Raw genomic sequence first — 12,295 nt, forward strand, 5'->3', positions numbered from 1 at the left:
TATCCAACATAACGCGCCACGCTCGACGTCATCTAGCGGGAGCGGGCGCAAGTCCGGATGATGCCATGAACACTACGGTTCTCGATCGGCCCAAGGGCAACCTGAAGCCGCTGAACATCACCGAGATCGATCCGTTCATCGATCTGAAGGCCGAGATCGACCGGCTGCGCAAGGAGCGCAACGCCGTGATCCTGGCCCATTATTATCAAGAGGGCGAAATCCAGGACATCGCCGACTTCGTCGGGGATTCGCTGGACCTGTCGCGCAAGGCCGCCGCCACCGACGCCGACGTGATCGTGTTCTGCGGCGTGCGCTTCATGGCCGAGACGGCCAAGATCCTGAGCCCCGACAAGACCGTGATCCTGCCCGACATGAAGGCCGGCTGTTCGCTGGAGGACAGCTGTCCGCCGGATCTGTTCCGCAAGTTCCGCGAGGAGCATCCGGACCACGTGTCGCTGACCTACATCAACTGCTCGGCCGAGGTGAAGGCGCTGTCCGACATCATCGTGACCTCGAGCAACGCCGAATATATCGTCGACCAGATTCCTAGGGACAAGCCGATCCTGTTCGCGCCGGACCGCTTCCTGGGCGGCTACCTGGCCAAGAAGACCGGCCGCGACATGCTGCTGTGGCAGGGCTCGTGCATCGTCCACGAGCAGTTCTCGGAGCGCGAACTGGTGAAGCTGATGGGCACCCATCCCGGTGCGCCGGTGATCGCCCATCCGGAGTGCCCCGGCCACATCCTGCAGCACGCCGACCATGTGGGCTCGACCTCGTCGATCCTGAACTATGTGCTGACCTCGGACGCCGACACGTTCATCGTCGTCACCGAGCCGCACATCATTCACCAGATGCAGAAGACGGCGCCCGACAAGACCTTCATCGGCGCGCCCAATGACGACGGCAACTGCAACTGCAACAACTGCCCGTTCATGGCGCTGAACACGATGGAGAAACTCTATCTGTGCATGGCCAACATGACGCCGCAGATCGAGGTGCCGGAAGACATCCGGGTAAAGGCGCTTCGCTCGGTGCAGCGGATGATGGACATGTCGCCGCCCGTGCAACCCGCCAAAAATGTCTGAGCTGCTGCCGCTGTCGCGGGAGGCGCTCGACGACTTCATCACCCGGACGCTCGCCGAGGACGTGGGCACCGGCGATGTCACCGCCGAGGCGACCATTCCCGAAACCGCGCGCTTTGGCGCCAGGATCGCGGCGCGCGAGACTCTGGTGGTCGCCGGCCTGCCGGTCGCCATCGCCATCGTCGAACGGCTGGCGCCCGGCGCCCTGGTGGATGTGGCGATCCGGGACGGCCAGAGAGCCCGGCCCGGCGATGTCGTCGTGCGGATCGAGGGACCGGCCCGCGCCCTGCTGACCGCCGAGCGCTCGGCGCTCAACATCCTGCAGCACCTGTCGGGCGTGGCGACGCTGACCCGCTCCTATGTGGATCTGATCGCCGGCACCAAGGCGCAGCTGCTCGACACCAGGAAGACCATTCCGGGCCTGCGGGTGCTGGAGAAATACGCGGTGAAGATGGGCGGCGGCACCAACCACCGCATGGGCCTTTATGACGCCGTGCTGATCAAGGACAACCACATCGCCGTGGCCGGCGGCGTGACGGCGGCGGTGACGGCCTGCCGCGCCCATACCGGACTGCGGGTGCAGGTGGAATGCGACACGCTGGTACAGGCCCGCGAGGCCATCGACGCCGGCGCCGACAGCCTGCTGCTGGACAATATGAGCCTGGACCAGCTCCGCGAGGCCGTGTCGTTCGCGCCGGTGCCGCTGGAAGCTTCGGGCGGCGTCAATCTGCAGACCATCCGCGCCATCGCCGAGACCGGCGTCGACTTCATCTCCGTCGGGCGGCTGACCCAGTCGGCGCCCGCCATCGACCTGGGCATGGATTTCGAAAGCCTGGGCTGACTCCGCAGCCGTTCATGGTGAAACACCGGCAGCCCGGCTCCGATGGCCGCCGTTGAACACCGGCTGTTTTGCGATATCCTCGCGCGATGGCGCTGCGCATCACCATCCCAGAGACCCCGTCGGAAGCCGATCGCGAGGCGGTTCTCGCGCCCTTGCGCGCCTACAACATCAGCCGCTCGGGCGACCCGCGCATCCGCCCCGTGGCCCTGCTGTTGACTGACGAGCAGGGCGACCACGTGGGCGGGCTGTGGGGCAAGATCGCCTATGACTGGCTTTTCGTCGAGCTGCTTGCCGTCCCCGAAGCGCATCGCGGCAAACGCTACGGCGCGGCGCTCATGGAGCAGGCCGAAAGCATTGCCCGTGCCAGCGGCTGCACCGGAATCTGGCTCGACACCTACGAGTTTCAGGCCCGTGGCTTTTACGAAAAGCTGGGCTTCCAGGTATTCGGCACCCTCGAGGATCATCCCGCCGGGCAGAAACGGTACTTCCTCCGCAAGCATCTATAGCAGCCGAAGCGTTCCGGCAGACCGCGTCTGACCGCCTTCCGCCTCATCGAAAGCCAACGTCCGTTTCAGATCGGGGCTGGTCCGTGGGCCACTGCCGGATTACTCTGCCCTCGGTCAGGGGAGACCGCGTTCCTCACAGGGGGAACGGCGAATGGATGATATGCGCGCTCAAGGGCGCGGCCGGTCAAGGGGAGAAGACTTATGGCGAGAGACTATGACGTAATTATCGTCGGTTCTGGCGCAGCGGGCCTGGCGGCCGCCGTCGCGGCGGCGGATGAAGGCGCCTCGGTGCTGGTGGTGGAAAGCGAAAAGAAGGTGGGCGGATCGTCACGTCTGTCGGGCGGGCACTTCTATGCCGCAGGCACGTCGGTCCAGAAGGCGGCAGGCATCGTCGGCGATACCGCCGACGCCATGTTCGAGCACTACATGACGCTGGCCCAGTGGCTGGTGGACCCGGCCGTGGTGCGGCGCTACTGCGATCTGTCGGCGCCGACCCTCGAATGGGTGATGGGCCTGGGCGTGAAATATCACAAGGAAACGCTGTATGTGTCAGGCGTCGGCTCGGTGCCGCGCGGACATCCGCCCGAGGGCGACGGCGAGGAAGTCATCAACGTGCTGGACGGCCATCGCAGCAACAAGGGCGTCGATGTGGTGCTGGATTCGCGGGTTACCGGCCTCCTGACCAACGACGAAGGCCGGGTGACCGGCATCCGGATCGGCGACGACGAGGCGACCTGCGGCGCGGTCATCCTGGCGACGGGCGGCTTCGGCAACAATCCGGAGATGATCGAGAAATACCTGCCCAGGGCGGCGGCCACCGGCGATTGGCGCTGGTATATCGGCGCCGACGGCGCGCGGGGCGACGGCATCACCATGGGTCAGGCCGTAGGCGGGATCGTCGACGGCCATGACCGCGCGCTGATGCTGGCCACGCCAGGCTTCAGCCGCGACCTCGAGGTGGCGCTGCCGGGCTGGCTGGTCATGGTCAACCAGGACGGCCGGCGCTTTTGCGACGAAACCGCCAATTACACGGTGATCGCCGGCCTGCTGAACAAGCAGGGCGGGAACGCCTACGCGATCTTCGACGAGCCGGCGCGCGCCGCCGCCAAGCGGAGCCCGCAATTCCAGGCCTACTGGGTCAATGACGTGCTCGAGCAGAAGGCGGAGGACGGACGGATCTTCCGGGCCGACACCCTGGCCGGGCTGGCGGCCAAGGCCGGCATCGACCCGGACGGGCTGGAAGGCATGGCCGAGCGCTACAACGCCGACGTGGCGGCGGGCGAGGACACCGCCTTCTTCAAGAAGGCAGCCATGGCGCCGATCCAGACCCCGCCGTTCTATGCCGTCGAGATCAGGCCCGCCATCCTGTGCTGGACCGGCACGGGGCTGCGCATCAATGCGGACACTGCCGTGATGAACAAGGCCGACAAGCCGATCCGGGGCCTCTACGCCGCGGGCGAGACCGTCGGCAATCTGCACGGCGACGTCTATATCGGCGGCGGCGGCTCCTACGGGCCCTGCCTCGTCTTCGGCAAGCTGGCGGGCGAGAATGCCGCCAGATACGCCAAGGAACTGAACGACTGAGGAAGATACCGGCCCCACAGGGCCGGTCATTGCGCCGCTCACCGGCCGCCGCCATCCACATTGACGGTAGCCGGGGGGCGATCTAGCCTGAACCAAACGGGGAGATAATTATGGCTATGCAGGACATTCGGCCGATCAACGGCAATCTTCAGGACACCCTGGTGGAGGCCTCCAAGACCCCCTGGATCGAGCAGACGCCGCTGTCGTCGATCAAGGTGCTGTACACCGGCGCCGAGACCGGCAGCTGGGCGGTGCTGTTCAACTGGAAGAAAGGCTACGTGGCGCCGCCGCACAAGCATCTGGGCGCCTCGCACACCTTCATCCTGAAGGGCCAGCTCAAGGTGCGCGACGGCGTGCTCAATGCCGGCGACTATGTCTACGAGCCCAACGGCGTGCTGCACGGCGCCACCGAGGCGATGGAAGATACGGAATATCTGTTCATCTGCAACGGACCGATCCTGTTCTATGACGACGAACACTTCACCAGCTACAAGAGCTGGGAAGAGGTGGAGATGATCCGCCGCGCGGGCGCCGCGGCGCCGGCCAAGGCGGCGGAATAACTTCATGCAGCCTACGGCCGGTTTCCGCCTGAACCACACCATGCTGCGCGTGCGCGATCCCGAGGCTTCGCTGGGCTTCTACCGCGATATCCTGGGCATGACCGTCATCGACCGCTTCGACTTCGAGGCGGGCCGCTTCTCGCTCTATTTCCTGGGCTATCCGGAAGAACCGGTGCCGGAGGATGCGGACGCACGCGTGGAATGGCTGTTCGAGCAGCGCGGGCTGCTGGAGTTGACCCACAATTGGGGCACCGAGACCGATGCCGCGTTCGCTTATCACAACGGCAATACCGAGCCGCGCGGTTTCGGCCACATCGCCCTGACCGTGCCCGACGTCGACGGCGCCTGCGCCCGCCTCGACCAGCTGGGCGTGACCTTCGTGAAGCGGCCGCAGGACGGGTCGATGAAAGGCCTTGCCTTCATCCAGGACCCGGACGGCTACTGGATCGAGATCGTCTCGGGGCCGAATCTGCGCGGCCTGATGGCCGGCGTGCGGGCGGCGGCAAAACAGGACGCCGGCGCGGCCTGACGGCGGGTCAGCCGGCCTGCTGGCTGGCGGTGAATACCGCCAGTTGGTCGGCGAAGGCGCGCTTATAGGCTGGCCGCGCCTCGCCGCGGGCGATGTAGGCTGACAGGGTCGGGTAGTCCTGCAAAATGCCCGATCCCTCCAGCCGGCGCAGCACCAGCACCATCAGCAGGTCGGCGGCGCTGAACCCGCCATCGAGCCAGTCGGCATCGCCGAGCCGTTCGGCGAGTTCGTCCAGCCGCTTGCGGATTCGCGCCTCGATCATGGGCCGCCGTTCGGCGAACCAGGCCCGGTCGCCCTCGATATATTCGGACTGTTCGAGATCGACGATGGGCGGCTCGACCGTGCCCAGCGCGGCGAACATCCACATGATCGCCCGCGCCCGTGCATTCGCGTCGATCGGCAGCAGACCCGCATGGCGCTGCGCGATATGAAGAACGATCGCTCCGGACTCGAACAGCACGAGCCCGTCTTCCTCATAGGTCGGGATCTGCCCGAACGGATTCAGGGCCAGATGCGCGGGCTGCTGCATTTCTTGGAACGACACGAGCCGGACCTCGTAGGGCTGGCCAACCTCCTCCAGCGCCCAGCGAACCCGCATGTCGCGCGCCAGCCCCCTGCCGCGATCGGGCGATGCTGCGAAGGCGGTGATGGTGATCGTCATCGCAAACTCCGGGTCGCTGGCAGTTACTCACCGCGGCGCAAGTTCCGCGCAAAGAGCGCGAGCATCGCGGCCCAGCCGCGCTCGGCGGCGACATGATCGTACACGGGGAAGTCCGGCTTCATCCAGCCATGCGCCGCGGGGTAGGTTTCCGTGCTGAAGCGCACATTCGACTGGGCCAGCGTCTTCTCGAGCCGCTCGGCCATCTCGGGCGGATAACTGCCATCATTATCGGCGGCGGCGATATAAACCTCGGCCTCAAGCTTTCGCGCAGCCAGATGCGGGCTTGTCGGCGCGTCGGTCGCCAGGTTGCCGCCATGAAAGCTGGCGACCGCGCCGAAGCGGTCAGGGTAGGTTCCCGCAGCGGCAAGCGCCATGCCGCCGCCCATGCAGAAGCCGACCGCGCCGACTTTCCGGTCCGTTACGTCATCCCGCGTGTCGAGAAAGGCCAGCAAGGCTTCCGTGTCTTCGGCTGCCTTGTCATTGCCGGTCGTGGCGATCAACGGGCCCAGGATTGCGCCCACATCGCCCGCGAAGACCTCCCTGGGCACGAACGGGCCGTAGGGACCGTAGCGGTAGAACAGGTCCGGCAGCAGCACGATGTAGCCGTGATTCGCAAGCCGCTGCGCCATGTCGAGCTCTGCCGGCCGTATCCCGCCCGCGTCCATGTAGAAGATCACCCCGGGCCAAAGCCCGTCCACCGCCGGGGTCATGACATGGCAAGGGCACTCGCCATCGCGCGTCCGGATGGTGACTTGCTCGTTCGACATCATGTGCTCCTTGCTATGCGTTCCGGTGATGCCACCAACAAAAAGGGACCCGAAGGTCCCTTTCGTAACCGGTATCAGCCGAAGCGGGGTTCGTCCCACCAGGGGAACCAGCCGGGCATGTCCTCGGACACCTTCAGCTTGTATTCGGCCGGGCGCTTTTCGAGGAACGAGGTGACGCCTTCGGCGGCGTCGGCCATCTTGCCCAGGGTGGCGATGCCGCGGCTGTCGATGTTGTGGGCTTCCATGGGGTGCGAGGCGCCCATCATCCGCCACATCATCTGGCGCATCAGCGCGACGGACACGGCCGAGGTGTTTTCGGCGATCTCGCGGCCGATCTCGCGGGCGCGGGGGATCAGGTCCTCGGGCGCCAGCAGCTCGGAGACGAGGCCGCCGTCCTTGGCTTCCTGGGCCGGGAAGACGCGGCCCGAATAGCACCACTTGGCGGCCTGCTCGATGCCGACGAGGCGCGGCAGGAACCAGCTGGAGCAGGCCTCCATCACCAGGCCGCGCCGGGCGAACACGAAGCCGTACTTGGCCTCGGTCGAGGCAAGGCGGATATCCATGGGCAGCTGCATGGTGACGCCGACGCCCACCGCCGGGCCGTTGCAGGCGGCGATCACCGGCTTGAGGCACTCGAAGATCTGCAGGGTCACGCGGCCGCCGCCGTCGCGCCACAGCCCGCCGGGGCCGACCTTGTCGATGGCCGGGCGCTTGTCGGTGTCGAAAGTGCTGCCGCCCGCGCCCAGATCGGCGCCGGCGCAGAAGCCGCGGCCTTCGCCGGTGACGATCACCGAGCGCACCTCGTCGTCGTCATTGACCTTCCTGAACACGTCGACCATCTCGGCCTGCATGTCGAAATTGAAGGCGTTGAGCCGTTCGGGACGGTTCAGCGTGACGGTCAGGATGTTCTCCTTCACATCGGTCTTGAGCGACTTGTAGGTGGTCATGGCATCTTCCCCGATTCGGTTACGCGTGATTGTTCAGTGATTTGCTATGTATTGGGCAATGGCGAGAAAGTCACCCGTTTTGCCCAGAGGCTGCTGGTTCTCCACATCGGCGATGAGCACCGCCTCGGCGACCAGACCGCCATCGAGATAGGCGGCGATCGCCGCGGCCAGCCGCCAGGGGCGCGTGACCACCCGGCGCACGCTGCCCGGATCGCCGTCGGCGACCATGCGCTCGAACAGCGCCTTGTTGGTGGCGATCAGGCCCGTCATCACGCCGGGCCGCGCGAGGCCGAACCGGTCGGCCTGTACCGCAATCTCCAGCTGATTGGTGAAGGCGCGTCCCTCGACGGCCTCGTCCAGCGCGACCATGGCCTTGACCGTGTCGCCCAGCGCGGTGCTGTAATCGATCAGCAGCGGCGCGGCGCCGTGTTTCAGGTTGACCAGCGGATCGAGAATGCCGCGCGCCCCCGCAAGGAACCTGGCGGCCTCGGCCTTGTTGCCCCGTTCCGACGACACCAGCGACAGCCGTGCAAAGGCCAGGGCCTTGTCCTTGCTGTTGTTCATGGTGCCGATCATCGCGAGGGCGCGGTTGGCCTGTCCGCTTTTCACCAGCAGGGCCAGCAATTCATCGAGCAGCGCCTGATCGTAGCTCAGGGCCGAGGGGAACCGCTTCTGCGCCGCCGCGAAGTCGCCGTGCCGCGCATAGACCAGCGCCCGCGCCAGCTTGGCATCGGACGATCGGGGCGAGGCCACCAGCAGGGCGTCAAGGGCCTTTTCGGCCACCGCACGTTTGCCCAGCTCGTCCTGCTTGAGCGCGATGCGGGCGGCGATCCGCGGGCGGTCCAGATCCGGCAGCAGGGCCAGCATGCGCTGCGCCGCGTCCAGCCGGCCCGCCGCCACGAAATCGAGCGCGGTGTCCGAATGGACGATGATCGCCGTATGCTCGGCGGAACCCTTGCCGCCAAAGTCGCGCAGCAGCCTGTCGGCCCGGTCGAGATGACCGGCCTCTTGCTGGGCCCGGACCAGCGCCAGCAGCGAATTCACCCGGCGGTCGGGTGGCTCACCCTCAAGCCAGGCACTGATCCGCTTCGGGTCGTTCAGGGCAACCAGCACGTTCGCGATCGCCCAGTCCACCTGACCGGCGGCCAGCGGCTGCGCCAGCATGGCGTCGAGGATGGCGACCGACCGCTTGCGGTCGCCGTTCCTGGCGAGCAGCGCCGCGAAACGCGCCTCGGCCAGGCGACGCTGCAGGCCGCCGGGTATCCTGTCGGCGCTGAGCCGCGTCCGGGCAACGTCGCCCGCATCGGCCGCGACCTCGTTGAACTTGACCCACTGGATGGCGGTTTCGTCAGGGAATTTGGCGCCGGCGTCGCTATCGAGCGTTTGCGCGGTCCGGTCGAGCAGGCAGGCGAGCATGGGCGTGCCGCGCGCCGCCTTCGCGCACGGCGAATCAGGCGCGGCCACCGCCGGCGCCGCGATGGCCGCCGCAATGGCGAAGGCGATCGCTGCCAGAAAGCGCAACGGTCTAATGATCTGAACGGGCCGCGTTGAGCAGCCCGGTGTCGTATTCCAGTCCCGCCTTGGTCAGGGTGATGGCGACCGGGAAATGGGACTTGGCGAGGCCCTTGCGCTCAAGCGCGATCCAGACCGCCTCGTTGGCGAAGCCGGTGATGTCGCGGGTCGAGACCACGAATTCGCCCACATGGACGTGATCGCCGTGCGGATGGGGCATCTGGGTGACGACGACCTCGCCGGTCTTCTCGTCGACCATGGAGGTTTCCCGGTGGCGCGCCAGCTCCTGCATCAGGGCCAGCGTCTTGTTCTGCAGCGGGTTCAGCTTGATCTTGTCCTTGGCCATATCGTCTTCCTGTCTCTCTCACCCTTGCAGGCTGTTCACTGGTATGTCCGCCTTGCGGACGCGCCCTCACCCGCTGCGCCGCGGCTCCCGCGCCTGTACGGCGCCGGGCGGGGAGATGGGCAAGCTTTCCTAGACGTGCTGCCCGCCATTGACGTGCAACTCGGCACCGGTGACGTAGCTCGATTGCTCCGAACACAGGAAATAGATCGCCTTGGCGACTTCTTCAGGGGTGCCGAGACGGCGCAGCGGCAATTGCTCGACGATTTTCTCGGTGCCCGGCGACAGGATCGAGGTGTCGATCTCGCCCGGCGCGATGGCGTTGACGCGGATGCCGTGCGGCCCGAAGTCGGACGCCATCTCACGGGTCAGCGCCGCCAGCGCCGCCTTCGACGTGGCATAGGCGGTGCCGGCGAAGGGATGCACCCGGCTGTCGGCGATGGAGGTGACATTGACGACCGCGCCGCGCGCCGCCTTCAACTCGTCCATCAGGCCGCGGGCCAGCAGAAGGGGAGAGACCAGATTGACCTCGTACACCCGGTGCCAGAGATCGAGCGGCGTGTCGATGGAACTGAGCCGCGCGCCGCCCGGCCCCTTGGGCGAGACGCCGGCATTGTTGACCAGCGCGTTGAGCGGGCTGCCATGCAGCCGCTCGCGCATCTGCTCGATGCCCCGCGACCGGTTTTCGGGATCGGCGAGATCGATCTGCACATGATTGTCACGGCCGCCGAGCCAGGGACAGTCCTCGGAGAATGCCATGCGCGAACAGGTGATCACGCGCCAGCCGGCGCTGGAGAAGCGCTTGACCGTGGCGTGGCCGATGCCCCGGCTTGCACCGGTGAGGATCAGCGTCTTGCGTTCTTCGTTGGACGACAATTCGAATCCAGTCAGTAGTGCGAACGATTCTTGCCAATGCGGATATCATAATAATCGGGTTGCACCAATTCGATATCCCCGGGCAGCAGACGCCGACGATACCGCCCCGAAAGCCGGCAGGGTAGCACTACAGAGCGTCGAGGGCCTGCCTTTGTTCGTCGCCGAAGCCGACGGTGAGCGTCTTGCCGGTGTCGATCACCGGGCGCTTGACCAGCGACGGCTGGGCCATCACCAGCGACACCGCCGCCGCGTCGCTGTCCATGGCCTGCTGGGCCGGCGACAGCTTGCGCCAGGTGGTGCCCCGGCGGTTGATGACGGTGTCACGGCCAAGCGCTTTCATCCAGCGCGCGGCGGTCTTTGCATCGATGCCTTCCAGCTTGAAGTCGTGGAAGCGGTATTCGATGCCCTTGCCGTCCAGCCAGTCGCGGGCCTTCTTGACGGTGTCGCAGTTCCTGATGCCGTAGACGTCGATCATGAGCCTATCTTTCGAAATGGTCGCGCCGTTCGATCACACCTTGCGGGTCGGCATGGATGATCACCTCGGCGCCCGGATAGCGTTCCAGCAACTCGCCCTCGATGTCATCGACAATCTCGTGCGCATCGAGCAGCGACAGGGTCCGGTCGACCTCCACGTGAAACTGGATGAATACATTCGGCCCCGACGAACGGGTGCGCAGGTCGTGGAGGCTGATGACGCCGGGATGGCCGCGGACCATATCCTTGATGGTGTCCCGGTCGATGTCGGGCAGTTCCTTGTCCATCAGCACATCGAACGACACCCGGACGATGCTGTAGGCGCTCCAGGCCAGGTAAAGGGCAATGCCAATGGCGAACAGCGGATCGGCGTAGGCGAACCCGGTATAGCCGGCGATGATCAGCGCCGCGATGACGCTGAGATTGGTCAGAAGGTCGCTGATATAGTGCCGGGAATCCGCGAGGACGGCGGTCGAGCCGGTCTTCCGGACCACATGCTGCTGGTACAGCACCAGCGCCAGGGTGGCCCCGATCGAGACCACCATCACGGCGATGCCCGCCTCGGGGTTGCGGACCTGCGGCGGCGCCAGCAACCGGGACGCCGCCTCGAAGATCACGAAGGCCGCCGATCCCGCCATGACCGCCGCCTGCACCAGGCTGCCGATGGATTCGGCCTTGCCGTGGCCGAACCGGTGCTGTCGATCGGCGGGCGTCACGGCCTGCGCGATGGCGAACAGGTTGACGGCCGAGGCGATCATGTCGAGCAGTGAATCGACCAGTGAGGACAGGATCGCCACCGAGCCGGTATAGAGCCCGGCGGCAAACTTGATCCCGATGAGCAGCGCGGCGACGGTGAGCGAAGCCCGGGCCGCGCGCTTCATCAACGGCGCCGCGCGCCTGATGTCGATGGCGGCCCGGTCCAGCTCGCTGTGGTTCGGCGCGCTCATCTCCGGCTCAGGGGTAAAGCCATTGCACCGTCCAGCCGTCGCCCGCGCGGGTGAACAGCTGGCGCTCGTGCAGGCGGTGGTCGCGGTGCTGCCAGAATTCGACGGCCTGCGGCACGATGCGGAATCCGGTCCAGTAATCCGGGCGCGGAATCCTGCCCACGGCATGGCGCGCGGCATAGGACGCGACCGCCTTCTCCAGCGCGAACCGGCTTTCCAGCGGCCGGGACTGCTTCGAGGCCCAGGCGCCGATGCGGCTGCCGCGGTCGCGGCTGTCGAAATAGGCATCGGCCTGTTCGTCCGAGACCCGCTCGACGACGCCGCGCACCCGCACCTGGCGGCCCAGGCTTTTCCAGTGGAAGCACAGCGCAGCGCGCGGGTTGGCGGCCAGTTCCTCGCCCTTCGCGCTTTCGGTGTTGGTGTAGAACACGAAGCCCTCCGACGGGCCGCGCGCCTTCAGCAGCACCATGCGCACATCGGGTTGACCATCGGCGTCTGCGGTGGCCAGCGCCATGGCCTCGGGAACGTCGGGCTCGGTGCGGCGCGCATCGGCGAACCACTCCTCGAAACGGTCGTAGGGATCGGTATCGGAACTCATGGCGGCCGCACCGGAACGTTGACAGCGATGCTGTGTTGTAGCGGTTCCGCGCGCCGGGTCCAAGCATGTGG

General features: G+C 66.4%; 15 protein-coding genes. 6 read left to right on the plus strand and 9 right to left on the minus strand.

Translation table 11 applies throughout. The features are described from left to right. Positions 1–65: 65 nt before the first annotated feature. The 6 genes from nadA (at position 66) to gloA (ending at position 5,102) form a co-directional block, all read left to right on the plus strand. Positions 66–1,085 (plus strand): quinolinate synthase NadA, encoded by a 1,020-nt coding sequence (gene nadA / locus WJU21_RS06350; RefSeq protein ID WP_346322562.1) that lies wholly within the window; start codon positions 66–68, stop codon positions 1,083–1,085. Next, positions 1,078–1,923 carry a carboxylating nicotinate-nucleotide diphosphorylase gene (gene nadC, locus WJU21_RS06355; RefSeq protein WP_346322563.1) on the plus strand — a complete coding sequence of 282 codons (846 nt, stop codon included), beginning with the start codon at positions 1,078–1,080 and terminating at the stop codon, positions 1,921–1,923. The genes nadA and nadC overlap by 8 nt, the downstream gene beginning before the upstream one ends. An 86-nt stretch (positions 1,924–2,009) precedes the next feature. Further along, positions 2,010–2,429, plus strand: coding sequence for a GNAT family N-acetyltransferase (locus WJU21_RS06360; protein WP_346322564.1), 420 nt, complete (start codon positions 2,010–2,012; stop codon positions 2,427–2,429). A 201-nt stretch (positions 2,430–2,630) separates the two neighbouring features. After that, the gene (locus WJU21_RS06365; RefSeq protein ID WP_346322565.1) at positions 2,631–4,013 is read left to right on the plus strand and encodes an FAD-dependent oxidoreductase; all 1,383 of its coding nucleotides are present in this window, start codon (positions 2,631–2,633) and stop codon (positions 4,011–4,013) included. 110 nt (positions 4,014–4,123) lie between these two features. Continuing rightward, entirely contained in the window at positions 4,124–4,573 is a 450-nt protein-coding gene (locus WJU21_RS06370; protein ID WP_346322566.1) for a cupin domain-containing protein, read from the plus strand. Between the two features lie 4 nt (positions 4,574–4,577). Continuing rightward, entirely contained in the window at positions 4,578–5,102 is a 525-nt protein-coding gene (gene gloA / locus WJU21_RS06375; RefSeq protein WP_346322567.1) for a lactoylglutathione lyase, read from the plus strand. A gap of 7 nt (positions 5,103–5,109) precedes the next feature. Here gloA and WJU21_RS06380 read toward each other — a convergent pair whose 3' ends face one another. From WJU21_RS06380 to pdxH, 9 genes are all read right to left on the minus strand, one after another. After that, positions 5,110–5,763, minus strand: coding sequence for a glutathione S-transferase family protein (locus tag WJU21_RS06380; RefSeq protein ID WP_346322568.1), 654 nt, complete (start codon positions 5,761–5,763; stop codon positions 5,110–5,112). Positions 5,764–5,786: 23 nt separating this feature from the next. Beyond that, positions 5,787–6,530 (minus strand): dienelactone hydrolase family protein, encoded by a 744-nt coding sequence (locus WJU21_RS06385; RefSeq protein WP_346322569.1) that lies wholly within the window; start codon positions 6,528–6,530, stop codon positions 5,787–5,789. A 74-nt stretch (positions 6,531–6,604) separates the two neighbouring features. Next, complete coding sequence (locus WJU21_RS06390; RefSeq protein ID WP_346322570.1) at positions 6,605–7,477, minus strand: crotonase/enoyl-CoA hydratase family protein; 873 nt, start codon at positions 7,475–7,477, stop codon at positions 6,605–6,607. Between the two features lie 33 nt (positions 7,478–7,510). Continuing rightward, positions 7,511–8,998 carry a hypothetical protein gene (locus WJU21_RS06395; protein ID WP_346322571.1) on the minus strand — a complete coding sequence of 496 codons (1,488 nt, stop codon included), beginning with the start codon at positions 8,996–8,998 and terminating at the stop codon, positions 7,511–7,513. Positions 8,999–9,002: 4 nt separating this feature from the next. Beyond that, positions 9,003–9,335: a hypothetical protein gene (locus WJU21_RS06400; protein WP_346322572.1), complete on the minus strand. Its 333-nt coding sequence runs from the start codon at positions 9,333–9,335 to the stop codon at positions 9,003–9,005. 129 nt (positions 9,336–9,464) lie between these two features. Then, positions 9,465–10,208, minus strand: a complete 744-nt coding sequence (locus WJU21_RS06405; protein WP_346322573.1) for an SDR family oxidoreductase — start codon at positions 10,206–10,208, stop codon at positions 9,465–9,467. A 127-nt stretch (positions 10,209–10,335) separates the two neighbouring features. Next, a complete protein-coding gene (locus WJU21_RS06410) occupies positions 10,336–10,683 on the minus strand; it encodes an arsenate reductase (protein WP_346322574.1) in 348 nt (115 codons plus the stop codon). A 4-nt stretch (positions 10,684–10,687) separates the two neighbouring features. Next, positions 10,688–11,629: a cation diffusion facilitator family transporter gene (locus WJU21_RS06415; RefSeq protein ID WP_346322575.1), complete on the minus strand. Its 942-nt coding sequence runs from the start codon at positions 11,627–11,629 to the stop codon at positions 10,688–10,690. A 7-nt stretch (positions 11,630–11,636) separates the two neighbouring features. Further along, complete coding sequence (gene pdxH / locus WJU21_RS06420; RefSeq protein WP_346322576.1) at positions 11,637–12,287, minus strand: pyridoxamine 5'-phosphate oxidase; 651 nt, start codon at positions 12,285–12,287, stop codon at positions 11,637–11,639. Positions 12,288–12,295: the final 8 nt, after the last annotated feature.

The organism is Emcibacter sp. SYSU 3D8, from assembly GCF_039655875.1.
Classification (GTDB): Bacteria; Pseudomonadota; Alphaproteobacteria; order SMXS01; family SMXS01; genus RI-34.